The sequence below is a fragment of the Streptomyces hundungensis genome (genome assembly GCF_003627815.1).
Classification (GTDB): Bacteria; Actinomycetota; Actinomycetes; order Streptomycetales; family Streptomycetaceae; genus Streptomyces; species Streptomyces hundungensis_A.
The window spans coordinates 4,713,224-4,736,224 of the sequence record NZ_CP032698.1 but is presented as its reverse complement, the minus strand read 5'-3'; the positions used below and the strand labels follow the sequence as shown (position 1 = coordinate 4,736,224).

Here is a 23,001-nt window from a genome sequence, read left to right as displayed (position 1 = left end):
TCTCGGCCCAGTCCCTGACCGTTTCCTCGGGGTGTGACTCAGCACGATGCGACCGTCGTGGGATAGCTGACTCCAGCGGCTTCACGGAGCACGAGGAGAGTGCGGCGCTCTCCTCCCAGGAGAACGTCAACAGGCTGGGGCTGAGATCGTGACGGGAGCGAGTGGACGGCCGTCGGCGGGACAGTGGGTCCCCACCACGAAGAGCGAACACCTTCGCGGTCGACGCACGAGGGACACGAAGCCCGAAGTGACCCTCAGGAAGGCCGTGCACCGGCTGGGCCTGAGGTTCCGCCTCCAGCGACGGGTCGCGCGGCGCTGCACCGCCGACTTCGTGCTCCCTCGGTACCGAATCGCCGTCTTCGTCGACGGCTGTTTCTGGCACGGCTGCCCGGAGCACTGCCCCGCCGAGTTCAAGGGCCGCAACGCCCTTCTCTGGCAGGAGAAGATCGCAGCGAACAGAAAGCGGGACCAACGCAACACCATGGAGGCCACGGAAGCCGGTTGGACCGTGGTGCGGATCTGGGAATGCGAGATTCGCCATGACACCGCGGGCGCCGCTCAGCGAGTGGCGACCGTGGTTCGTGAACAGGGCGGCAGCGTCCGCTCGCGTAGCGCTGCGAATCAAAGTACGCGGACCCGTGCCCGAATTCCGACTCTCGAGGATGGGCGAGAATCCCGGCGGCTCTCCCCCAATGACACGCTGTCCGTCATCATTGGCACATGATTCCCGAGTTCGAGATAGCGATCGGCCACAATTATCAACTGGCCGGTCTGAGCGGTGACTTGACGGCCGAGGAGGTGGCCAACGGTTTCACCGAGCATCACGAATACCACTGCCTCGGCCTGCCCAGCTGGGCAGAAGCAGAGGAGTGTCTCGAGAGAGAAGCTGAGGTCCTCGAGAGGGCGGCCTCATCGGACGCGCTTGACGGCGTCGAGGAGTTCCTCGACGAGACCCGGGAGACTGACGACCTGGGGTACTTCGACCTCATGTGCGTCCTTCAGGGCAACGACGTCGGAGTCGCCGGCCTCAGTCTCGCTCTCAGCGCAGCCCGGACAGCCACCTTCTATTCATGCTCTGGCGGGATCGACCACCGCCATCACGCCGACCACCCGTTGGTGGGGGTCGCCCCTGACCCGGAGCGCGGCGCATTGATCATCGAACTCGCGAAACTCGCGGGCTGTGGTGTCGACCAGCGTGGAGGGCGCTGGTACCTGTACGGCCGATCAGTGACCGATCTCCATGCCCTGGGTCGGGCGATCGTCGAGCATCGAGAGGCTTTCGACGCTCTGCCAGCCCCGGCATGGGTCGAAGGACTCGCCGAGGAACTCGAACGGGCCGACGACTACTGAGGGGTTCATTCCCCTGTGACAGCCAGAGTCAGCAGGTCGTCGGACAGCTCCCCACGGCGAGCACAGTGAGCGACGAGTGGGCAGTCCGAGCAGACAGGTTGCGTGTCCCGGCACAGGTCCGCACCAATGAGACGGACCGCCGCCATGCGGAGCGGTGCGTCGTTCCCCGCGCCCACGAGCTTCACCAGATTGACGCGCCCGTCGCTGAGCCGGTTCGCGTGGTCCTCGTCGACACCGTTGACCCTCGCAGCCACCCGAAGGTTCCCCGTGCCAACCAGCATGAGGTCCTCGCCGATCAGCAGCTTGTAGAGAGCCTCTTCGGCTGGCTTCATGGACAGCTTGGCCGGAATCTTGAGTCGCTGATCCACTCTCCAGGCGTTCGGCTTGTCGACCAGTGGCGTGAGACGGTCCACTCGCGCGCGAGCTGGCTTCGTGGGTGCCGCGTCGACCAGCTTCTTGAACAGCGTCGACGTCAGCGTCCTCGACTTCCTGACGATGTCCATGATCTCCGCCATGGCGTCCGGCCTGACCTTGGCACCGGACAGTATGGCCACGACAGCAGCATGGAGTGGCACGGGCTCTTCGCTCGGAAGCTGGTACCAGTCGCTTCCGGCGCGTCGCCGTTCCGCCCAGTCGGTGAGCGCGTTCCGGACCTCCCGCCAGCGGGGCTGGAGTCCGGACGTGGCGTCGGATCCGTCAACGGGCTTGAGTACCTCGGCTGCAGCCTCGCCCAGCAGCGGGGGCACGGCATTACCGATCTGCCGGAAGGCGTCACTTCGGGTGCCGGCGAAACGGAACCGGTCCGGGAAGGTCTGTACGCGTGCAGCCTCACGCACAGTCAAGGTCCGCAGCTGCTCGGGGTGGATGTACCAGTAGCCGTCCTTGGCGATGTGCGCCGTGATCGTACGGCTGAGTTCGTCCCAGGCCAGCTTCTTGTACTTGTCCGTGTACTTGTCCGGGCTGTACCGCTGGTACTTCCTCTCTTCCCCGTCCAGCTTCTCCTGTAGCTGGGAGTACTTGGTGGTGGAGTCCATGACCTGGAAAATCCGGTGGTCGTCTGCGCGGACCCTTCGGGTCATGTGATCCCAGATCACGCCGCGGGTCGCGCCCTTGCGCATCTCCTCCGCGAAATCCGAGATCTTGCGCGGCTTGCGGTAGTCGATCTTCCGCTCGCCGACTCGCTCGGTGGCGACGACCTTCAGCTCCGGGAGGTCGCCGATCGCGTCACGCAGCGTGGTGCGCCGCGGAGCGGGCTCACGCCAGGTGAAGTCGTCGACGTCCCTCCTAGCGAGGAGGATCAGGCGCTTCCGGTGCTGCGGGACACCGTAGTTCCACGCGTCGACGAGTCGCACCTGCGTCGCGTAGCCGAGTTCCTCGAGCTCCTCCTCGATCGTCCGGATCACGAAGAAGTCGTCGTGCAGCCCCATGTCAGGAACGTTCTCCATGAGAACCACCCGCGGCCTGATCCGCTTGACCATGTCCAGATAGGCGCTCCACAGCTCTTTCCGGCGGTCCTCCGGATCACGCCCGTGCTTCTTCACGAGGTGGCGGATCTTGTTGCGCCCTGCCCTGCTGAAGGGCTGACACGGAGGCCCACCCGCGACGAGATCAATCTCTGCAGGCCCGAGGATTGCCTCCAGCCTGTCCCGCTCCTTGGGATCACCAAGATCCATCTGCAGGCCCAGGCCGGGGAAGTTCGCTCTGTGGGTCTCGAGTGCACGCTCGTCGGTGTCCACTGCTGCGGCGGTGGTCCACCCAGCCCGCTCGACGCCCGCGCTCAGCCCACCGGCACCAGAGAAGAGGTCGACGGCCAAGCGCCTGCCCTTGCCGATGTTTTCCAGCCAGTCCTGGAAGGACTCAGGAGTGCAGCTGTGAGGGTGAAGTGGCAACTCCAGACAGTCACTGCGTTCAAGAGGTACTCCGTAGTGCCCCTTACTCACAGCACAACCCTCCGTGACTCATGACATGAACGAGCACCAGGAGACCACAGACGCACTGGTAGAAGCAAGGTTTTCGGCAGGTCCCCCAACCGGATCCGCAGAGCTGACGGCTGATGTTCCCCCGACGCAGCCACCGCTTCCACGGAGCCTCCGACCTGCAGCTTCGAACCGTAGTTCTGTGCCCCAAGACGATCGATCATAGTGGAATCCACTGCCCTCGCGTGCGATATGGGCAGGTGCAATGCGACACCGCTGTCCGCTGCCCTGACAAACGACGCAACGCCGATGAAGACACGTTCGAGTCGCGTACGTATCCCCCGAAGAGCAGGGAGCAGATCGGCAACGAGTCACCACCTCTGCCTCGTGCAGGACCTCAACAGCGGCAGCCTCAGTCGAGGCACCGGTAGCGAACGGCGAAGTCCCTGTGGCCGGTCCTCGCCTAATTCAGGATCGAGATAGGTGTCGCCGAGCAGGGCTGGCGGTCATTCTTCGCCAAACCAGGTCGGTGTTCACCGATCACGAAGTCGCCTCCGGCGCCGTTCCATGCTCCAGGTAAGCAGTTACGCCGTTGACGCGGGCCTCGACGCCTGCGGTGATGCGGCGTGCAAGGCGGGGGATGGTGAGCCCCGACAGCTCCCTGGCGTCGTGGAAGGCGTATCCACGGAGCTCGTCGGCTTGAAGCTCGATATGCCCGCACTCATCCTCGGTGAGACGGCCTCCGTCGAAGAGATAAAGGACCTTGTCTCCCTCCCCCGGATTCGGCGCCCAGTCCACGACGAGCAGCCGCCCGATGGCGGGCTTGATGCCCAGCTCCTCATGGACTTCGCGCACGCAGGCTTGCAGTGGAGACTCGCCGGTCTCGACGTAGCCGCCGGGGATGTCGCGGTAATCCTTGTACGAGGGTTCGACGAGCAGAACCCGGTCGGCGTTGTCGAAGAAGAGCGCGCCGGCGGCCATCCGCGGGTGGGCCATCTTCGCTTCGTGCTCGTTCTCGGTCACGGAACGGACTCTAACCGCCGACCACGCCGAGCCGACGAGCCAGGTCGGCCACTGGCTGGGACGGGCGGCCTCTGGTGCCGCGGATCCACCCGATGACCAGTTCGCGGCTCAGGTAGTGGTGGCGTACCTGCTCGGGTGCGGCTCGCTCGGCGTCCAGCAGCGTGGCCAGGGCCTCGTCGGTCCGGTTCCAGGCGCTGAGGGCTCGGGCGACTTCCAGGCTGTGCCTCACGCGCCGCTCCACCGGCAGGCCGCTGGTGTCGATGCGCTGCCCGAGGTCTGCGGCGATCTGGATGTCGCCGAGTTCTCCTGCGGTGGCGACGCAGTGGGTGGCCACGTTGGTCGGGCCGAAGGCCGTCCAGAGGTGGTTCGCGTCGGCACCCAGTCGTTGTGCGACCTCATCCGCTTCGCGGAGGAAGGTCTGGGTGGTTGCACGGTCCTCCGCTCGGGCGGCGGCCATGGCGCCGGCGAGGAAGAGCGTGCCGTAGACCGAGAGGTACTCGTCGTTCGCGGTGCCCAGGCCGGGCTGCATGACGGCCGCCGCGTCGTTCACCAGCTGGATCGCCGCGGTGAAGCGGCCAGTGGCCATCAGGCAGTGCGTGACCGCGCGGAAGAGCGAGCCTGTCACCGTGCTCTTGCCGCTCCGTTGCGCTGCCGTCAAGCCGCGGTCGGCGGCGATCCACGCCAGTTCCGACTCCCCGACCTTGCCCAGCACCATGGCCGCACCGTGATAGGCCAAGGCGAGTTCGGCATGGGCCTCCTCCCCGTCACGCCCTGAATACAAGCGGGAGGCTGCGAGGGCGTCGGCGAGGACGAGGGGAAGCCGTCGAGTCGCGAAGCCGTACTGAGACACCTGGTAGGCGTCGAGGACTTCCTTCACTGCGCCCCGCAAGCCCGCCAGGGGCGGCGGTTCGTCGTCGGGTGGGAGCCCCAGCAGGGGCGTGAGCTGCTTGTAGTCCATGAGCGCGTCACGCAGAGCGGGCACCGTGCGGCGGCCGCTGTCACTCGACCACTCCAGGAGCGTCGGCTCGGCGAGGAGATCCCCGAGCGAGACGTCGAGAGCCTCGGCGAGTGAAGTGATCACCGAGAGGCGGTCGAGCTCGATCCGGTTGTTCTCCGCTTTGCTCAGCCAGTCCGTGGTGCGGCCGACGAGGCCGGCCAGGACTTCCTGGGAAAGTCCGCGTCGGCGCCGGTACCAGGCAACGCGTTCGCCGATGGTCAGGTTCTCTGTCATCCCTCGCATGTCCTGAGCATCACCTCGTGGCCGGAATCGACCCCGGAAGGTTTTTCCGGGGTGCTGCGGGGTGCCGCGCCTACTGTCGCAGCAGACCGAGAAAGCCGCAGGGCGATGGAGGTAACTGCCTTCATTCCAACGGACTTTGGCGATCGGTTCTGCTTCTCGAACGGGACGGAGGTGTGTGGAGGATGCGCAGCGCGGAGACGGCGGAGCCGTGGGCCGGACAAGGGCTGGGGCCGTTCGGCGTGGCAGTCCGCAAGCCGTACTCCAGAACGCGGTTCGCCACGGACGGCAGCGCCGTACTGAAGGTCTACGTCGGCATCGACCCCGAGGGCCGGCGCCGACGGGAGGCCACCACGGTCCAGCGTGCTGCCCTGCGCGGCATCTCGGTTCCGACCGTCCTTGCGACGGGATGCGACGAGGCCGGGTCCTGGACGGTGTTCCGGGCGGTGCATGGGACGCCGTGCTCGGTGGCCACCCGCAAGGCGACGGAGGACTACATCGGTCACGTCGTGGCGGTGAGCGGCATGCTTCACCGGCCCACTGCCGACACTATTCCTGGCCCCGGCTGGGCGGCGCGGACTGACAGCCCTGTTTCCGCGAGCCAGTTCCTGCTGGATCAGTTCTCAGCCCGCTGCCGGTGGATGCCCTGGTGGGCTGCGTTGCGGGAGGCCCTCCAAGCGATCGACGCCCACCCGACCGTTCATCTACATGGCGATCTGAAGCCCGAGCACCTCCTCGTCGACGGAGGGCGCCTGCATGTCGTCGACTGGGAGGCGAGTGCCTGCGGCCCAGCGGTTCTCGACTACACCGACGTCGTCTTCCACCTCGTACGGGACCTGCTGTACGAGGACGTAGCGCCGGCGCACATTCCAGTCGATCTCGCGGACCGCTTGCCGTTCTGCGGGCCGGTACTCGCCTGGCGTCTGCTCCTCTGGCTTGATCGCCGACGCACCCAGGACATCGACCTCGTCACGATCCACGACGTCGTCCGACTCGCTGCTGAAGAGCAGGCCGTCTCTGCGTACAGGTCGCTCGCAGAGATCTTGGCGCATCTCCGCGCCTCCGGCGTTCCCCGCTGAATTCTCGACCGCACCGCTCGTCCAGGCGTGCTGACGCCTGCGCTCATCCCCTTCTTCCCACCCCTGAACGGGAGTTCGTGATGCCTCGTGCGAGCACGATCATCGGCAACAGCCACCTCGTCATCGACACCGCCATGGCCAGACCGGACGCGACGACCATCGTCGAGCGGAAGGGCCTCGGCCACCCGGACACCCTCGCCGATCACCTCGCCGAGCGACTGTCCCGCGCCTATAGCCACCACACCGTCGCGCGCTTCGGCGCCGTACTGCACCACAACTTCGACAAGCTCGCCCTCCTCGGCGGCGCCAGCGAAGTCCGCTACGGGGCCGGCGAGATGGCGGCCCCGGTCCGAGTCCTAGTCAACGGGCGCGCGGCGCCCATGTGCGGCGGCGAGACGATCCCGGTCGAGGAAATCGTCGAGACCGAGGTGCGGGCGTTCTTCGCCGAGCGGCTTCCAGAGGTCTCGGACCACCTCGACATCGTCTTCAACATCACCAGCAACTCCAGTCCGGGAGCGGTCCTCACCGGCGACGGGACTCCCGACCGCACGCGCTGGTTCAACCCCCGTTCCGTCGACGACCTCCGCGAGCGACGGGTGCGGCTCTCGAACGACACGTCGCTGGGGACCGGCTGGGCCCCCGAGAACGCCTTCGAGACCTTCGTCCGCGACCTGGTGAACCACTTCTCCGGCGAGAGCGAGTTCACCCTCTCCCACGCGTGGTGCGGGTCCGACGTCAAGCTCATGGGCTTCTGGGACGGCGACGAGGCCGACATCGTCCTGTGCGTGCCGCAGAAGTCGCGGCACGTCGCCGGCCGGGCCGAGTACATCCGTAACAAGGAGACCGTCCTCGCCGAGTGCCACCGGCTGGCCGGCCTCCGACTGCCAGGCGCCCAGGCGCGCTTCCGGCTCAACGCCCGCGACGTCCCGGAGAAGGACGAGCTGTACCTGACCTACACCGGAAGCTCGATCGAGTCAGGGGACGAGGGCGTCGTCGGGCGCGGCAACCGAGTCAACGGGCTGATCACGCCGCTGCGGCCCATGAACCTGGAGGGCGCCAACGGCAAGAACCCCGTTTACCACGTCGGCAAGCTCTACAACATCGCCGCGCAGCGCCTGGCCCACCGCCTGCACGAGACCACCGACGGGCACGCGGAAGTGCATCTGGTCAGCACCACCGGCCAGCGTCTGGACGAACCCTGGCGCATCCTCGTCCGTCTCTCCGCCCCGGACGCCGAGGTCGACAAGGTTCAGGCCCTCGTCGCGGAGGTGCTGGGCGAGTTCCCCGCCCTGACGGACGAGCTCGTCTCGGACGGGATCGAGCTGAGCTGATGACGAAGCGGACGCTCGGAGAGATCCCCGCGGGGTGCAGGCAACGGCTGCTCGCGCACTACGGGCCTGCGGTCAAGCCGTGGCTCGACGCAGTCCCGGGGCTGCTGGCACGTGCGGCAGGGAGGTGGAAGCTGACGCTCGTGGCGTACCACGACGCCGGCCACGCCTCGGTGATCGCGATCGCCGCCCGACCCGACGGGCGTCCGCTGCTCCTCAAAGCATGGGTTGATCCATCTCGCTTTCGCCACGAGGTGGAGGCATTACGGCTCTGGGCCCGCGGACCCACGGTCGAGGTCGTGGAGGCCGCAGACGACCTCGCCATGGCCGCGCTCGAACTCATCGGCGGGCAACCCGGCGGCGCGGGTCGGCCGCGACGGGAGCTGCAGATGGTGGCGGCGGCCGTCCACGGGCTCCATACCTTGGGGCGCCACAGGCTCCGGTCGGAGCAGCTTCCGCTCCTCACCGACTACCTCGCCCACGAAGTCCGTCCGCAGATCGAGCGGCGGATGAGCGAACTCGACCTTGGTGGCTGGCGTCCCCTCGTCGAAGCAGGGTTCGCTGCCGTCGCCGATCTGGAGGAAGGCTCCCGCCGAGCGACGGTGCTGCACGCCGACCTGTACCGGGAGAACGTCTTGTTCGACTGGCGGGGACATCCCCGGCTGATCGATCCGCTCCCCATGGTGGGTGACCCCGCGTTCGACTGGGCGTTCTGGACCGTCTACTACGAGCTCGGACGCGGGACGACCGCACTGCTGGCCGTCGCCTCACGTGCGTCTCGGATCCCCGTCCCCGCGCTCGCACCCTGGTGCCGACTCCTGGCGATCCACGGCCTCCTCTTCTACGTGGAGTCCGGCGACCCACGCGCGACGTTCATGGCCACCGTGCTCAGCGATCTTCTGGCGACAGCGACAACCCCTCGGAGCGGATCGTGACGACGTACATCCTTCGCCATGGACAGACCGACTACAGCAAGCGGTACCTCGTCAACGGCGACCCGACCAAGCAGATCCTTCTGACCGACGAAGGCCGACAGTCGCTCGGCCGTGCGTGGAACGTCCTCCCTCTCCATTCCGTGGCTACCTGGCTGACCAGCGAATTTCCCCGAGCTCGACAGACCGCCTCGCTACTCATGGGCGTCCCCTCGCCCGAGCTGGTTGTCGACGCCCGGCTGAACGAACTCGACTACGGGGAGTTCGAGGGAAAACCCTTCCTCGAATACGCGGCCTGGCTCGACGAGCACGGCCCGCGTCGGCGCCCGCCGGGCGCCGCGGAGTCGCAGCACGAGGGCATACGCAGGCTGCTCACCGGCGTCCTCGCCGCTCTGGAGCACCCAGCGCCCCGCGTCCTGGTCGGGCACGGCCTGCTGGTGTCCGTCCTCCACTGGCATGGAGATCGCGCGACTGGCGAGCCCATGCCGCTGTTCTTCCCCGAGGCTCCCTATATCGAGCCGCTCGCCATCGGCGACGACGATCTTTCCCTCTTGGTCACGGAGCTCTTGGATGATCTTGAATCGGCCGCTCTGCGCGAGATCACCGCCGGTGGTGACGCGTCGATATTGCGGATCGGCGAGGGTCCGGCGGTTGCTACCGTCGATGCGGTATCCCCATCCCACTCGCCGGATAAGAAGGATCTTCCCCATGCATGATGCCCGCGCCCTGATTGAACTGGGTGCCGAAGCGGTACGTCGGCTCGCTCGTCGCGGTTACTCCCTGGACCTGTCCCGGCTGGAAGACCTCCAGTCCCGGCGCAACCAGAGCATCCGCTCGGCCGACGAGCTGCGGGCGGAGTCCAAGCGGGTGGCGAGCGAGGTCCAGCAGACGGCCAAGCAGGGTGGGGACATCTCCAAGCTGAAGGAGCGCGCCCGCGAGCTGAAGGACCAGATCCGCGACATCGAGGCCGCGCAGGAGAAGGTCCAGGAGGAGCTCACCGAGCTCCTCCTGACCATCCCGAACCTTCCCGACGACGAGGCCCCGGAGGGCGACTCCGAGGAGTTCGCGGTCGAGATCCGGCGCGTCGGCAACCCGCCGGCGTTCTCCTTCGAGCCGAAGGACCACGTCGACCCGGGCGAGGCCACCGGCATCCTCGACTTCGCCCGCGCCACGAAGCTGTCCGGTTCGCGCTTCGCGGTCTCCCGCGGCGCCGGCGCCGCCCTGGAGCGCGCGCTGGCCACGCTCTTCCTCGACATCCACACCCGCCGCCACGGCTACGTCGAGCACGGTGTCCCGTACCTGGTGACCCGCAAGACGATGACCGGCACCGGCCAGCTGCCGAAGTTCGAGGAGGACCTGTTCAAGACCGGCGCCGCCGATCGCGACCTGTTCCTCATCCCGACGGCCGAGGTCCCGCTGACCAACCTCTACGCCGACGAGATCATCCCGCCCGCCGAGCTGCCCCTGGCCCTCACGGCGCACACCCCGTGCTTCCGCTCGGAGGCCGGCTCGTACGGGCGCGACACCCGCGGCCTGATCCGCCAGCACCAGTTCTCCAAGGTCGAGATGGTCAAGATCGTCGACCCGGAGACGGCGGACGCCGAGCTGGAAACCATGGTCGGCCACGCCGAGGCGTGCCTGAAGGAGCTCGGCCTCGCCTACCGCGTGGTCAAGCTGGCCGCCGGCGACACCGGCTTCTCCGCCCAGCTCACGTACGACATCGAGGTCTGGATCCCGAGCCAGAACACCTACCGGGAGATCTCCTCGATCTCCAACTTCGGCACCTTCCAGGCCCGCCGCGCCAACATCCGCACCCGCGGCGAGGACGGCAAGCCCAAGCTCGTCGCCACCCTCAACGGCTCCGGCCTGCCCGTCGGCCGCACCCTGGCCGCGCTCCTCGAACAGTGCCAGCAGCAGGACGGCTCGCTCGTCCTCCCCGAATCTCTCTTCCCGTACCTCGGCTTCCGCCGGATCTCGGCGGACGGAACACCGGAGGCATAAGTGCTCGTCGGCGTCTGCGACTTCCCCGGTAGCTACGCCTTTCCACCCGCCGGATACGGCGGGATCGAACGATGGCTGTGGGCGGTCGCCGTAGGCGCCCGAGCCGCAGGCGCCGACGTACACCTCCTCGGGCCGGGCTGGCTCACGGACCTGGAACACGACTGGGTCCGCAAGCCGGTCCGCTTGGAGGACATCACCGCCGGATCGCTCGCTGAACGCGAGCTCCGCGCCAACGACTACGACCTCCTGGTCGTCGGCCACGAATACCCCTCGCTGCCCGCGTGGACCCGCACGTGGAGCGAACTGGACTGCGACGTCGCCACGTTCCAGCACTCGCCGGTCTTCCAGCACACCGACGCCGCGTTCGACGGCAAGCGGTCCCGCCTCTACTGCTACTCGCCCGAGATGATCGAGCGGTACGCCAACTGCCAGCCCATCCCGGAACTAGCCGTACACCTCGGCCTCGACGAAGACGAGCCACCCGCCGTCGCCGGGCGCGACCTCGTATGGCTCGGCCGCGTCGACGCCGAGAAGGCGCCCCATCTGGCAGCCCGTGCCGCCCAGTTACTCGGCCGCCGGATACGGATCGTCGGCCCGGTCTTCGACGAGAAGTACGTACGCCGTCACGCCCGGCTCCTCAACGCGGACCACGTCGAGTGGGTCGGCGAACTCGGCGGCCCCGCCAAGACCGCCGCCATCCGCGACGCCTCCGTCTTCGTCTACACGTACGCCCGCACCTACGTGGAGGCCGGCGCCGCGGTCTTCGGAGAGTCGCTCCGCGCCGGCACGCCTATGGCTGCGCTCACCTGGCGCACGGGCACCTGCGCCGAAGCCGCCCTGTGCGACGCGACCGGAACGATCGCCGTGGCCGATCCCGAGGTGGACGACGAGACCGCCGCCCACCAACTGGCACACGCCGTCGCGAAGGCTGAGAGCCTGGATCACCGGCACATCCAGGAGATCGGCCTCCAACGCTTCGACCCGGCACGGCACTTCACCGCGATGGCGGCACAGCCGTGCTGACCCGATCGCCCAGCTCGGCCGGGGGCACGCTGGCCCGACAGATACCTGCCGTGCTCCGCGCGAAGTTGGGACCGCACTGGGAGTTCACGACCACCGCCGACTGCGTCGAAATCCGGCACCCACACCGAAGCACTCCCTACAGACCACCACGTAGAAGCCCCTCGTGGAGAGACCTGCTCGACAGCCTGGAGACCTCCTTCGCGAGCAACGGAGCCGCCCGCGACACCTGCCTTCCCCTCCGCTGGGGCAGGGAGACGGAACTGACCATCTCCGCGGTACAAGCCCTCGACCCGCTCCTCAAGGACGGCAGGCCCCACACCTACCGAAGCGGCTTCCTTGCCCAGCCGGTCGTCCGCTTCACCGGCCAGCGCGATGCCACAGGCCTCCTGAAGGACGGGTTCCTCACCTCCTTCGTCAACGTCTCCCGCGTCCAGCCCGTGAACAAACTGGACGAGTACGGGGGCATCCTGGACGGCTGGCTTACCACGCTCTCCCAACTCGGCTTTCACGCACGCCACTTGCGGATCTACGGGGCGTTGCGACCGTGGCGTCGGCGACAGGTCGAAGGCATCACGCTCCGCTTCGCCCACCTGAACCTCACCCTCGGGGACATCGTCCTCCTGTGGCACACCGACCACCCCGATCGCCTGGCGGTGGACCTCGGCACGGGCCTGGAGCGTCTGGCATGGGCACGCACCGAGGCTCGCTGGGACGAGCTGATCTACGGTCGCTACGCCTACGCGGCACCACCGGCGACGCTGGACGCTATCCGCACCGCCACACTTCTCCTGGGCTCCGGGATCGCCCCGGCGGCCCAGGGCGCCGGCGGGGTCACCCGGCGCGTCGTGGGCACGATCGCCCCGGATGCTGTGCGCCTCGGTGTCAGTGCCATCGTCCGAGACGCGCACGACTACTGGTCCCTGTTCAGCCCTCTGAGTGCCCCATGGCCAGAAGTCGCTCGCGCCGTCGAGACAGAGATAGAGCGGCAATCAGGACAGCCGACGCCGACGGAAGTTGGCTCTGCGCAACATCTGTGACCTGAGTCGCGACCCACCGTGCCTCGTCTGCCTGGGCGGCTCCTCCGTCGATTTCCCAGTTCGCCTATGGCAGACGGGAAAGAGTTCGGAATGACTGGATCACGGCGTCATGGCATGTCAACGTACAACACCCTGATGGAAGTTGGTCCCGCACCACCTGGAGGTGCCCCTGCACTCGCGTCGCTCCGACGAACCTTTCCCACCCGACTCGCAGGACCCGGTGTACTGGGTCGCCCCGCGTCACCTGGCCGGTGACGACGGTGTTCTTGCCGAGCGGGTCGGTGACACTCTGACCGCTCTTGGCTGGCGGATGTGGTCGACCGCCCGCAACACCCTGCTGTACGTCAGCCCGGACGGGTTGCGCGGCGCCGAATGGCTGTTGGCCTCCTACCCGTTCGAGCTGGGCGGCCTGCCTGTGGCCTGGCAGGTGAGCGCCCGATCGCGCGTCGATTCCGTGATGACGGAGTGGAACGCGTACTTCACCGCAGGAGTGCCGTACGAGGCGGTTACGGACTTCCTCCTCGCGCTCGACGCCCGCCTGGCGCCGGACGAGGGCTTCGACGGGCCGGACGTGGTGCTCCAGGAGCTGGGTGCTCAGGGCTGGTTCCGTGATGCCGACCGTCCTCGTACTGCCGCCTTCGACCTGGGTTTCTCCGCCGGCGTCTCGCTGGAGTTGCTGCCTCCGTTGGTTCAGGACTCGGATCCGCGTCCTGGCCAGATGGGCTGGCAGGCATGGGCGGAGCCTGGTCTCGGCGATCCGTACCTGTGGTGCGCGAGCTTCAGCTCCAGCGTCCCGCATGACCTGGTCGCGGTGTTCGCCTCCTCGTTCGCCGCGACGGCCCCTGTGCCGCGCCGCTCGCTGCCTGCGAACGCGGAGGATCGACTCACCATCGTCCGCCGCAGCTGACAACTGGCCTGTTGGGAGAGCCCGTTGGGCTCCGTAGCGCCCTCCGTGGACCCCCGTTCCCGCACCCGCCCGATGAAAGAGATGGAGACCTCATGTTCCGACGCCGTTCCCGCGCCGACCGGGAGTTCCTCGAAGCTCAGCGCGCCGGTCAGGCGCTCCTTGCTTACACCACCCGCCTGCCCTGGCCGGAGGCACCCACCACGGTGCCGGAATTCCTGCCGCCGGAGTTCCGGGCGCCGTGCCGCCAGGATGTCTCGGGCTTCATGATGCGCTGGGACCTGCCGCTCGTCATCGACGGCGAAGTCCACGCCTGCCACTGCGGCGCGTACCGGAACTGGATCGTCTTCAACATGCGCGACGACTCGGTGTGGCTGCGCTGCGAGGCTGGCCATGAGACGCAGGAGTCCCGGCTGGACACCGCCTGGTACAACCGCAACTCCGGTCCGGTCGATCGCTTCCACCCGACCCTCGAAGACGGCCTGCGCCACCTCGGCCACTGAAGGTGCGGAACCCCTCCCCCTCACCCCTGCGTTCGTCGGCACCGGGAGGGCCGACCAGGTCAGACCATCCGTCTCGGATCACCAAATCACCAAAGGGGTTTTCGCATGCGCCGCTCCACGACAATCGGCCTCGGTCTCAGCGCCCTCTGCACCACCCTCGCCCTCACCGGCTGCGCTGGCCACGCCGACTCGGCCGACTCCTCCGCCCCTGCACACCCGGGCGCCAGCACGCCCACGGCGTCCGGGCCACTGTCATCGACACAGCTGAACCAGCGGCTGCTCAACGAGAACGACCTGGGCACCGGCTACATCCGCAAGCCCGAAGTGCCTCGCCGCAGCGACGACGTGACCGTGATCGGCTGCCCGGCACTGGAGAAGCTCGGCGGCGACACAGCCGCGGGCTCCGGTCTCGACTTCGCCCGCAAGGCGAAGGCGTCCTTCACGTACACCGGCAGCAGCACTTCCGAGGTGAGCGAGGAGCTGTACAGCGACAGCCCAGAGAAGCTCTCCACGGGCATCTCGACGGTCTTCAACGCGATGCTCTCCTGCCCCACCTACCAGGTCGCTTCAGGGAGCACGATCGTCGACATGGGCACCGCGAAGTCGGCCGTGCCCGACCTCGGGGATGATCAGTGGAGCCAACTGCTCACCTTCTCCACCGGCGGACAGCGCAGCGTCGTCAAGCAGACGGCGATCCGCACCGGCAACATCCTGGTCGTCGTCTCCGGCTCGCCGGGGCTCGTAGACACTCAACTGGCGCGGGCCGTTGGAAAGGCGAGCGTCCACTGACCCTCGGGTACACGAAGGGGCCTGCGGCCGGGAATCTTCCCGGCCGCAGGCCCCTTCCTCGTGTCAGTGTCCGGATGGAGCCGCCTGTCAGAAGGCGTAAGGGGCCGCCGTGAGAGGCGATCCGTCCACAGCGTGGAGCAGTCGCTCGAGTTCGTCCTGTTCGGTCGCGGTCATGTCCTCGACGATCGTGCGGAGGTGCTTTTCGATGAGCCGCTCTACGAATGGATCGAGAAAGCGGTTCAGCTCCCTCTGGGCCTTGTTCATTCCACGTCGGTACTCCAGGTAGTGCGCGAGATGCCCTCCGGTTTCCATGGGCTGGCGCTGGGTGACCTGTTCGACGGTGTACTGCTCGTCTTGGGTGAAGGGACGCCCGTCACGGTGCGACCAGGTATTGGTGGCTGGCCGGTACGTGAAATCCGTGTCGCACATCAGGTCGATGATCCGACGATTCTGTTCCTTGCTGCGCATGTGAGTGCTCCTTACAGGGGGCGGCTGGGAACACAAAGGATCCGGAGATTCCCCGGTTTCGGTAACCGGGGATGTGCGGCTACCATCCGCCCGCGCTCCTGCCGGTTATCGCCTGCGACAGATGCCACCAGCTGCAGCTCGACCCTCATATCGGCCTTCTCGCAGCCGCACTCTGGCCTGTACGCCTCGAACGTGTGACGTCGCAGGGAACGGCCGCCAGGCGGGGTCTTGCCCACCTGCCGTTGTACGGGCCGCCGCCCGTGCCCTGTCACCGCCGTGGACGGTTGTCCCGTCCCGGAGCGGAGGATGGCTCGCCCGTCGGGTGTGCGGGCGACACCGCACTGCCGGCCACTGACGCCCACATGGTCGAGCTCCGTCGTGCCGCTTCCGCTCGGCGGTTGGGTACGGGGTTTCGGCTGGTGTGCTGGATGCGGGTGATCAAGACGCGGGCGGGTTGGCGGGCGGTGCCCAGTTCGCGTTGCTCTGCGGCCTCCTTGAGGAGTTGGTGCGGCTTGTGGCCGCCGGCTTCGGCATCGGCGAGAAGCGCGGCGAGGGCGGGCCACCTCCGGTCGGCGAGGATTCGTTCGGCGTGGTCGGGGACTGCGGTACGTACATCACTGGCCAGGGTCCGGCGGGCCTCTTCGCGCGGCTGGTGGCGTGCCAGTTCGGTGAGCGTGGGGGCCAGGGCGTGATCGGCGGCGGCTTGGAGGTGTCGGAGGGTTTGGCGGGCGGCGTCGGCCTGGTGGGCGTGGTTCTTCGCCTCGTGCCACCGCCCGGCGAGGATCGTCGCCCAGACCAGAGCCGCGAGCATGGCCGCGAGCGCGCTGCCGTCAGGGCCTGTGGCGGTGTGCACGATGTCACGGGCTGCGATGCGTACCGCGTCAGCGGCTCGGTCTTCGGCACGGATCTGGGAGCGCTGGGCGCGAGCGAACGCCCGTGATGCGGCTCGGAGTTCAGCTTGCAGGTCCTTGGGGGTGTGCTGTGCGGTGGCTTCGATCAGTTCGCCGAGCGCGACGATGTGGGCCTGGGCCCGCGCGTCGCTGCCGGACCCGTCGTCACCGGTGGCGTCGGTGAGCTCGGCGTGGAGGCTGTCGAGGGCGTCGGTGGCCTGGTGCCAGGGGGTGGCGGTCCGCGAGCGTCGGGCGGTGGGGTGCTCTTCGGCCGTACTGGTCGCCAGGCGGGCCTGCAGCTTGGGCAGGCTGAGGTCGGGGGCGATCTTCCCGCCCGGCTTGTAGATCTGCTCGCCCTTCGCGTTCATGTCGCCGGGGCGGCCGACGGCGTAGCCGAGCAGGTCTCCGGAGGGGCCGCGCCTTGGCTTGACCGCGAGACCGTCGGCTTCGAGGTACGTGAGTAGTTCCTCGGCGTCGGTGACGTGCGGGATGGCGGCGCGGATGCGGTCTTCGAGCCACTGTTGGCTGGTCTGTTCCCAGCCGAGGCGTGTCGCCTTGTGCATATCGGCCTGGGTCGGCCGACGGTTGGCGGTGCCGTCGCCCTTCTTCAACTGGCGAAGCCCGTAGTCCTTCTCGATCTTGCGGCACTCGTCGCCGACGCGTATGCCGCTGTTGTGGAGTTTGGGTCGGCGGCCGTCCTCGCGGACCGTGGTGGCGAGGATGTGGATGTGGTCGTCGGCGTGACGTACGGCGATCCAGCGACAGGCTAGTACTGCAATCACACTTGTGTGTGGTTGAGTTGGTGTATGGCTGAGCTCGGGGTGGGGTTGGTTGGGCAGTGGGACGGGGTGCTGGCGGGTTTACATGCCAGGTTCGCGTCGCGTTTCGTGAGGTCGGAGCCTCGTGCGCGGGCGCTTGCGTATATGCGAGGCCTGATCGCTCCATTGGAGCGGAAGAACGGCTGGACTCTGGCGGAACGGGCTGGTGACCGGCTGCCGATCGGGATGCAGCGGCTGTTGGGCGAGGCGGACTGGGACGCGGACGCAGTCCGTGACGATGTGCGGGACTACGTTGTGGAGACGATCGGTGACAAGGACGGCGTCCTGATCGGGGACGACACTGGCTTCCTGAAGAAGGGTGTGCGCTCGGCCGGCGTCCAGCGGCAGTATTCCGGAACGGCTGGACGTACGGAAAATTGCCAGGTCGGCACCTTTCTGGCCTACGCCTCGCCGAAAGGCCGGGCTCTGATCGACCGGGAGCTGTATGTGCCCGCCTCGTGGACGGACGACCGTGAGCGGTGCCGGGACGCGGGGATTCCGGACGAGGTGTTGTTCGCGACGAAGACGGAGCACTTCAAGGCCATGCTCCTTCGTGCGGTGGAGGCCGGCGTCCCGTTCGCGTGGGTCACCGCGGACGAGGCCTACGGACAGTCGAAATCCCTCAGGTGCTGGATGGAACAGCGGGCCATCAGCCATGTGATGTGCGTGAAGACCAGCGACACCGTCATCACCCGCGGCATGGGTGAACGCCGTGTCGACGACCTCGTCACCGGTCTCGCGCCGCAGGCGTGGAAGCGCCTGTCCGCCGGGAAGGGATCCCATGGCGAGCGCATGTACCAGTGGGCGCGGATCCCGATCCGGATCTGGTGGGAGAACGGCCACGGCCACTGGGTCCTGGCCCGCCGGAGCCTCAAAGACCCCACGGACCTCGCCTACTACGTCTGCTACGGCCCCGTCGCTACCCGGCTGAAAGACCTGGTCAGGGTGGCCGGCGCCCGCTGGGCAGTCGAAGAATGCTTCCAGACCGCGAAGGGCGAGTGCGGCCTGGACCACTACCAAGTCCGTCTCTACCACGCCTGGTACCGGCACATCACCCTGGCCATGGCCGCCCTCGCGGCCCTCACCGCCGTCCGCGCCTGCGAACTCTCAAAAGGGGAAACAGCGGTGGCCTGATACCGCTGTCCGTAGCGGAGATACGCCGCCTCATCGGCCACCTTCTCCACCCCGCCCACCTCACCATCCACCACCATCTGCACTGGTCACACTGGCGAAGACTCAGCCAGACACGTGCCCGCGACAGCCACTACAAACAACGCGGACACACCCCATAACTGTGATTGCGGTACTAGGTCGTCGCCTTCCGGCGCGATGCCGGCCGCGTGCACGATGCGCTGGGCGATCTCACTCCACTCGGCGTCGGAGAGGTAGCGGTCTTCGGGGGCGGCTCGGACAGGGCAGTGCCAGACGTGGTCGGTGACCGGTTGTCCGAACTCGCTGTTGCGCAGCCGTACAGGCTCGTCGAGGTAGCGGCCGAGTTCCGTGAGGGTGGCGTTCTCGTCGCGGCCTGGGTCGGGCATGGCGAGCATCGCGAAGCCGGCCACGATGTGCGGATCGAGGTGCTCGTCGTGCCAACCGGGTCCATAGAGGTAGGCGAGCAGACCGCGTGTCTTGGTCCCTGCGGGTTTGATAGCGGCGATCATGCGGCCAGGTCCTCTGTCGGGTCGGCGGGCTCGCGCAGGGCCTCGGCGATCAAAGTCAGCAGGTGGTCGAGTTCGTCGAGCCGCTGGCGTATGTCAGGTGGGGTGAGGTCGCTGTTGAGCGCTCGGGCGATCTGGTTGACGTTGACACCGATCCGGTTGAGCTGGCGCAACACCTGGGCGCGGAACATGTGGGTGCGACGGCGGTCCTCGGACAACGGCAGGTTTGCGGTGAAGCGGCCGTCCAGGAAGGCGAGGACGACGTCGGCGCAGAACCCGGACTCTCCTTTGTAACCGTGCTCGGCGGTGGTCTCCCGGAGGCGTGCACGCTCATCGGAGCGGAACTGCAAGGGGCCGACGCGTTCCGTGCGCTTGTCACCTGTGAAGCGGCGAATCGTGGGCTGCACGCTCTTAACGGTCGGCTCGCCGGCGACGGTCTCGGTTACGGAGGCGGGGCGCAGAATGGCGCGTTGGACGGCGTGGCGCGTGTCCAGGTCGGGGCCGCCCTCGGCCCCGGCCTCCGGGTCCGGCGCCCCCTGGCGCGGGACCGTCTCCGCCACCCCCGGGGCGGAGATCCCCGAAGACCGGCCTTGAGTCGGACTCGGGGTACTACTGGCTCCGCCAGGGGCTGCCCGTCCGAATGCGTGGCGCAAACGCCCCAGCAGCGTAAGGGACTTCGTCAGCGGCAACGGCTCGTCCGAGGAGTCCTCGGGGTGGTGCGGGTCGTGCGTCATGGGCGGTGCTCCGGGGAAGGCGGGATGGGCAGGCGGATATGCGGGGCTGGCGAGGTGTGCGCTGCAGGCATCGCTCTATCCACGGGTGTGGATAAGCGGGGTGGTGGCCGGGTGACCGGAAGGGTTCCGGTCACCCGGTGTGGGCGGTCAGCCTCTGGCGGAGACGGTGATCCCGGCGGTTTCGAGTTCCGGCCGGAGGATGCTCATCACCTTGGTCATCCGGCCGCTGCCGATCGTCAGGCCCTTGTCCTCCACGGCCTCTCGGAGCAGGGCCCGGGTGAGCTTGCGGTGTTCGTAGGCTGTGATCCGGCCGATCTCCGCAAGTTCCTCGATCGTGGCTTTGGGCGGTCGGCCACCGCGCGATCTGCCCTGTTCAGCCTGTGCCAACGGTTCCGCCGGCCGGGCAGTTGTGGCGGATGGTGGTTCGCTCAGGCCGGTGGAGGCAGCTGTGTGTGCCAGCTCCTGGCCGAGGGCGTTCAGTTCCTGCGGGGCACTCTCCGTCCGCTGGCCGGTGGGGGGTTCCGGCCGGTTGGCGGGCCGGTCGACGAGTTGGTGGATCTGCCGCATCAGGACACCGAAGGCCAGTAGCGCTGCGGTCGGGGGAACCGCGGCGACCACATAGTCGAGGACGGGCACGCTGCCGACGTTGCCCGTGCTGTAGACGCCGGCCACGTTCAGCGCGATAGAGCCGGTCGACCCGGCGGCGGTCACCCCGATCGCCCACTTGTCGGTGATCTGGCGCAGACCCGCGTGGAGCATCAGCAGTTCGCCCGCGACGATGAACGCGTCCAAGGTGGCGGGCCATGCCCAGCGGCGTATTGGTGAGCTGCCCAGCCCGTGCTGGCCCGCGACCTCGGCCAGGTGCGCGTATGAGAGCCAGAATGCGCCGACGGTGAGGATCACGATGACGCCGCCTGCGCCGATGAGCGCGTACCGCTCGACAGCCTGCTTCGTCGACGGTGGCCGGCCTTGGCCGAGCGGGGTGGCCGGTGGCGGACGGCGCCTGAGACGGGGAGGGATAAGGGTGAGCAAGCGGGAGTCTCCTGGGGTGGTGTGAATGCCGTCTTGGCAGTCTTGGCCGTTGTATGCGCAGGTCAGGTCAGGTACGGCAGTGGCTCGGGCCGTCCGTCTTGGCGTGTGTGGTCGGCGTCTTCGCGCCTGGGCTCGCTTCCGTGGCGGCCGCTGTCCCGAGTCGGGACAGCGGCACTGCACGTTCCGTCTCGGCGGACAGGTCTGTGACCTGTGGCGATACGGCACAGACGCACAAGACGGCGTAGGACGGATCTGGGCAGCGTCTTGGGTGGGCAGCGCGCCAGTCATGATCGCGTTGCCGTCTCGGTCCCGGCTGCCGTCTTGCCGATATGCCGTGTGACCTGCGAGATCACGGCACGGACGGCAAGTACGGCAACCGGAGGCGGGGATGGGGCTCAGCCCTCGCCGAAACTCGCCGGCCCGGTGTTCCCTGAGGGAACAAGCTGCTGGGTGTCCACTGGGTGGACGGTGGGGCAGTAGCGGCGCCAGGCGTCGAGGAACTTGTTGCGCATGTAGCCCTTGCGCTGGGTTCCGTCGGCCACACGGACGTTGCCGGGCTTGATGCCGAACTCGCGCAGCATCGCGCCGAGGCCACGGGCGGTCAGCCCGCTGCGTCCCCACTCCGCCCACGGGCTTTCGGGATCCTGGCGCAGGAGGTACAGGAGTTCCTCAGTGCTGAGGCTGTCGGGCTCACCCCGGCCCACGAAGACGCGGCGGATATCGGCGAGGATGCGCGCCCCGCTCGGGTGGTCCTCCTCGGCCGCCGCTTCGGCGGCGACCATCTGCGCGCACGCGACCCGCACCAAGCGGGGCCAGCGCCCGCCGGCGAGGTCGGCGACGATGACCAGGGGTTCCCAGGTATCGGCAGCACGATCCTCGACCGGCATGTCCGGCTCCAGGCTCGCGGCCTCATCCAGCAGCGGGCGAGCCCACGCGTGGATACGGTCGCGCAGCTCGTGCAGGGCCGGGATGTCGCGCCGCGAGCGGAAGGGCTTGACCTTCTCGCCCTCGGCCCGGCGCCGCATGCGGATCACCACCGACCGGTCCATGACCGTGTCAGGCAGGTCTCCGATCCCCGCGATGGCCGCCATGGCGAAGGTGGCGAACCGGTGCGGGGTGTGGTCGTTGCCGACGACCCGGGTCACGTACCGGCCCCGCTGGTGACCGGCGTTGAGAAGTCCGCGCGTCTCCTCGTTCTTCTCCGCCACCTTGGGGCCGAAGATCGTGTCAGCCTCGTCCACCAGCAGCGTCGGCGGCTCCTCCTCGTTGATCGAGCGGAAGATCGCCGCAGGTGTGGTGTTGATGGTCAGCATCGGATCGTGGACCGTCTCGGTCAGCACATCCAGCAGCCGCGACTTGCCGCACCGCTTCGCCGGCCCCACCACCGCCAGGCGCGGGGCATGCTGCCACGCGGGCTGCAGATGCGTCGCCGCCACCCACAAGGTGATCGCATCCAGCGCCTGGGGCGAGGGCGGAATGACGAACTGGGCTATGTGCGCACGCAGTTCGTCCAGCAGCTTCGAGCCGACCGTCGGCTCCGCATCGGGTATCGCCTCCAGCCCGCTCGCCGTATCTGCCTCGTCGCCGCTGCGGGCGACCGCGTTGTCGCTCGGGTCCTGACGGTCGCCTGCCTGTGAGGCGCGCAGGTGGGCGCCAGGCCGACCGGGGATGGCGGTTGCAGGCCAGGTCGCCTGGGCGGGAGCGGAATAGGACTCGGGGTTCTCAGGTTGCACTCGGCAGCTCCTCTGGCGGTTGCGGGCGCGTATGCCCTTGTCGCCGGGTCGGTTCGCATCGGATTGGCGGGGAGCCTTGGGGCCTCCGGCGTTGCACCGCCGGGGGCTCTCCCCCTTCTCGCAGGCGTCTCGGTACCGCGAGGGACCACGGACAGTACGGTCACGCCCGTTCACAGTCCAGCGATTCTGTGTCAGCTCAGCGCAGAAGCGTCTGTCACGGACCCGCCCCCTCATGCGGCCAGCCCCAGCAGGGCCAGCAGGTCGGCAGTCACCACCCGGTAGGCGTTGCCCAGCCGCAGCACCCTGCACGGGTACTGGCCACGCTTGGCGAGCTCGTACCCCTTGCTCCGCCCGAGCCCCAGCGCCCGATTGCCGGTGTCCAGGTCAATAGCGGCGGGAAGCCCGAGCAGCTCCTCTCGGCTCATCCCCTTCGCCCGGCCGGCGGGCTCGTTCTCACGCATGCGCGCTCCATCCATGACTGAGCCCTCGGCGAACGTGACGATCACGCCCGGCTCCAGGCCACTGAATCCAGGATGGCGAAGCTAA

At 67.9% G+C, this 23,001-nt stretch carries 22 protein-coding genes and 1 pseudogene; 13 read left to right on the top strand and 10 right to left on the bottom strand.

Annotated features, from left to right (window positions below):
• Positions 1 to 148 precede the first annotated feature (148 nt).
• Both DWB77_RS21125 and DWB77_RS21120 read left to right on the top strand, forming a co-directional pair.
• A complete protein-coding gene (locus tag DWB77_RS21125) occupies positions 149 to 724 on the top strand; it encodes a very short patch repair endonuclease (protein WP_120722729.1) in 576 nt (191 codons plus the stop codon).
• Positions 721 to 1,350: a hypothetical protein gene (locus tag DWB77_RS21120; protein WP_120722728.1), complete on the top strand. Its 630-nt coding sequence runs from the start codon at positions 721 to 723 to the stop codon at positions 1,348 to 1,350. The genes DWB77_RS21125 and DWB77_RS21120 overlap by 4 nt, the downstream gene beginning before the upstream one ends.
• 5 nt (positions 1,351 to 1,355) lie before the next feature.
• On the opposite strand, the gene DWB77_RS21115 is transcribed toward DWB77_RS21120, so the two are convergent.
• From DWB77_RS21115 to DWB77_RS21105, 3 genes are all read right to left on the bottom strand, one after another.
• Positions 1,356 to 3,164, bottom strand: coding sequence for a DNA cytosine methyltransferase (locus DWB77_RS21115; protein ID WP_342777984.1), 1,809 nt, complete (start codon positions 3,162 to 3,164; stop codon positions 1,356 to 1,358).
• Between the two features lie 642 nt (positions 3,165 to 3,806).
• A complete protein-coding gene (locus tag DWB77_RS21110; protein WP_120722726.1) occupies positions 3,807 to 4,289 on the bottom strand; it encodes an NUDIX domain-containing protein in 483 nt (160 codons plus the stop codon).
• A 10-nt stretch (positions 4,290 to 4,299) separates the two neighbouring features.
• Positions 4,300 to 5,520, bottom strand: a complete 1,221-nt coding sequence (locus DWB77_RS21105) for a helix-turn-helix domain-containing protein (protein WP_120722725.1) — start codon at positions 5,518 to 5,520, stop codon at positions 4,300 to 4,302.
• Between the two features lie 191 nt (positions 5,521 to 5,711).
• Here DWB77_RS21105 and DWB77_RS21100 point away from each other — a divergent pair, with 191 nt between their 5' ends.
• From DWB77_RS21100 to DWB77_RS21055, 10 genes are all read left to right on the top strand, one after another.
• Positions 5,712 to 6,605, top strand: coding sequence for an aminoglycoside phosphotransferase family protein (locus DWB77_RS21100; protein WP_120722724.1), 894 nt, complete (start codon positions 5,712 to 5,714; stop codon positions 6,603 to 6,605).
• Positions 6,606 to 6,685: 80 nt separating this feature from the next.
• Entirely contained in the window at positions 6,686 to 7,936 is a 1,251-nt protein-coding gene (locus DWB77_RS21095; protein WP_120722723.1) for a methionine adenosyltransferase, read from the top strand.
• Positions 7,936 to 8,868 (top strand): aminoglycoside phosphotransferase family protein, encoded by a 933-nt coding sequence (locus tag DWB77_RS21090; protein ID WP_120722722.1) that lies wholly within the window; start codon positions 7,936 to 7,938, stop codon positions 8,866 to 8,868. Before DWB77_RS21095 ends, DWB77_RS21090 begins: the two co-directional genes overlap by 1 nt.
• The gene (locus DWB77_RS21085; RefSeq protein ID WP_120722721.1) at positions 8,865 to 9,581 is read left to right on the top strand and encodes a histidine phosphatase family protein; all 717 of its coding nucleotides are present in this window, start codon (positions 8,865 to 8,867) and stop codon (positions 9,579 to 9,581) included. The genes DWB77_RS21090 and DWB77_RS21085 overlap by 4 nt, the downstream gene beginning before the upstream one ends.
• Entirely contained in the window at positions 9,574 to 10,866 is a 1,293-nt protein-coding gene (gene serS / locus DWB77_RS21080; protein ID WP_120722720.1) for a serine--tRNA ligase, read from the top strand. The genes DWB77_RS21085 and serS overlap by 8 nt, the downstream gene beginning before the upstream one ends.
• The gene (locus DWB77_RS21075; protein ID WP_120722719.1) at positions 10,867 to 11,889 is read left to right on the top strand and encodes a glycosyltransferase; all 1,023 of its coding nucleotides are present in this window, start codon (positions 10,867 to 10,869) and stop codon (positions 11,887 to 11,889) included.
• A complete protein-coding gene (locus DWB77_RS21070; protein ID WP_174248594.1) occupies positions 11,883 to 12,926 on the top strand; it encodes a hypothetical protein in 1,044 nt (347 codons plus the stop codon). The genes DWB77_RS21075 and DWB77_RS21070 overlap by 7 nt, the downstream gene beginning before the upstream one ends.
• A 157-nt stretch (positions 12,927 to 13,083) precedes the next feature.
• Positions 13,084 to 13,833, top strand: a complete 750-nt coding sequence (locus DWB77_RS21065; RefSeq protein ID WP_428985193.1) for a DUF317 domain-containing protein — start codon at positions 13,084 to 13,086, stop codon at positions 13,831 to 13,833.
• Between the two features lie 92 nt (positions 13,834 to 13,925).
• Complete coding sequence (locus DWB77_RS21060) at positions 13,926 to 14,333, top strand: hypothetical protein (RefSeq protein WP_120722718.1); 408 nt, start codon at positions 13,926 to 13,928, stop codon at positions 14,331 to 14,333.
• A gap of 105 nt (positions 14,334 to 14,438) precedes the next feature.
• Positions 14,439 to 15,122, top strand: coding sequence for a hypothetical protein (locus tag DWB77_RS21055; protein WP_120722717.1), 684 nt, complete (start codon positions 14,439 to 14,441; stop codon positions 15,120 to 15,122).
• Positions 15,123 to 15,209: 87 nt separating this feature from the next.
• Here DWB77_RS21055 and DWB77_RS21050 read toward each other — a convergent pair whose 3' ends face one another.
• The gene (locus tag DWB77_RS21050) at positions 15,210 to 15,590 is read right to left on the bottom strand and encodes a hypothetical protein (RefSeq protein ID WP_120722716.1); all 381 of its coding nucleotides are present in this window, start codon (positions 15,588 to 15,590) and stop codon (positions 15,210 to 15,212) included.
• 268 nt (positions 15,591 to 15,858) lie between these two features.
• Positions 15,859 to 17,262: a mobilization protein gene (locus DWB77_RS38295; protein WP_246033589.1), complete on the bottom strand. Its 1,404-nt coding sequence runs from the start codon at positions 17,260 to 17,262 to the stop codon at positions 15,859 to 15,861.
• 24 nt (positions 17,263 to 17,286) lie between these two features.
• On the opposite strand from DWB77_RS38295, the gene DWB77_RS21040 reads away from it, so the two are divergent.
• The gene (locus DWB77_RS21040) at positions 17,287 to 18,432 is read left to right on the top strand and encodes an IS701 family transposase (RefSeq protein ID WP_120719399.1); all 1,146 of its coding nucleotides are present in this window, start codon (positions 17,287 to 17,289) and stop codon (positions 18,430 to 18,432) included.
• A gap of 173 nt (positions 18,433 to 18,605) precedes the next feature.
• Here the strand turns inward: DWB77_RS21040 and DWB77_RS21035 are convergent.
• The 5 genes and pseudogenes from DWB77_RS21035 to DWB77_RS21015 form a co-directional block, all read right to left on the bottom strand.
• Positions 18,606 to 18,959, bottom strand: a pseudogene (locus tag DWB77_RS21035) (mobilization protein); the annotation flags it as partial.
• Positions 18,956 to 19,516: a MobC family plasmid mobilization relaxosome protein gene (gene mobC / locus DWB77_RS21030; RefSeq protein ID WP_120722715.1), complete on the bottom strand. Its 561-nt coding sequence runs from the start codon at positions 19,514 to 19,516 to the stop codon at positions 18,956 to 18,958. The pseudogene DWB77_RS21035 and the gene mobC, both read right to left, overlap by 4 nt.
• A gap of 321 nt (positions 19,517 to 19,837) precedes the next feature.
• Positions 19,838 to 20,722: a DUF2637 domain-containing protein gene (locus DWB77_RS21025; RefSeq protein ID WP_428985135.1), complete on the bottom strand. Its 885-nt coding sequence runs from the start codon at positions 20,720 to 20,722 to the stop codon at positions 19,838 to 19,840.
• 395 nt (positions 20,723 to 21,117) lie between these two features.
• Positions 21,118 to 22,455: a DUF3631 domain-containing protein gene (locus DWB77_RS21020; RefSeq protein WP_120722713.1), complete on the bottom strand. Its 1,338-nt coding sequence runs from the start codon at positions 22,453 to 22,455 to the stop codon at positions 21,118 to 21,120.
• A gap of 230 nt (positions 22,456 to 22,685) precedes the next feature.
• Entirely contained in the window at positions 22,686 to 22,916 is a 231-nt protein-coding gene (locus DWB77_RS21015; protein ID WP_120728056.1) for a hypothetical protein, read from the bottom strand.
• Positions 22,917 to 23,001: the final 85 nt, after the last annotated feature.

What these genes read in the sequence shown, in the direction of transcription:
- DWB77_RS21120 (WP_120722728.1), top strand. Translation starts at nt 721, where the DNA reads ATGATTCCCGAGTTCGAGATAGCGATCGGCCACAATTATCAACTGGCC.
- DWB77_RS21105 (WP_120722725.1), bottom strand. Translation starts at nt 5,520, where the DNA reads ATGACAGAGAACCTGACCATCGGCGAACGCGTTGCCTGGTACCGGCGC.
- DWB77_RS21100 (WP_120722724.1), top strand. Translation starts at nt 5,712, where the DNA reads ATGCGCAGCGCGGAGACGGCGGAGCCGTGGGCCGGACAAGGGCTGGGG.
- DWB77_RS21095 (WP_120722723.1), top strand. Translation starts at nt 6,686, where the DNA reads ATGCCTCGTGCGAGCACGATCATCGGCAACAGCCACCTCGTCATCGAC.
- DWB77_RS21090 (WP_120722722.1), top strand. Translation starts at nt 7,936, where the DNA reads ATGACGAAGCGGACGCTCGGAGAGATCCCCGCGGGGTGCAGGCAACGG.
- serS (WP_120722720.1), top strand. Translation starts at nt 9,574, where the DNA reads ATGCATGATGCCCGCGCCCTGATTGAACTGGGTGCCGAAGCGGTACGT.
- DWB77_RS21060 (WP_120722718.1), top strand. Translation starts at nt 13,926, where the DNA reads ATGTTCCGACGCCGTTCCCGCGCCGACCGGGAGTTCCTCGAAGCTCAG.
- DWB77_RS21055 (WP_120722717.1), top strand. Translation starts at nt 14,439, where the DNA reads ATGCGCCGCTCCACGACAATCGGCCTCGGTCTCAGCGCCCTCTGCACC.
- DWB77_RS21050 (WP_120722716.1), bottom strand. Translation starts at nt 15,590, where the DNA reads ATGCGCAGCAAGGAACAGAATCGTCGGATCATCGACCTGATGTGCGAC.
- DWB77_RS21040 (WP_120719399.1), top strand. Translation starts at nt 17,287, where the DNA reads ATGGCTGAGCTCGGGGTGGGGTTGGTTGGGCAGTGGGACGGGGTGCTG.
- DWB77_RS21015 (WP_120728056.1), bottom strand. Translation starts at nt 22,916, where the DNA reads ATGCGTGAGAACGAGCCCGCCGGCCGGGCGAAGGGGATGAGCCGAGAG.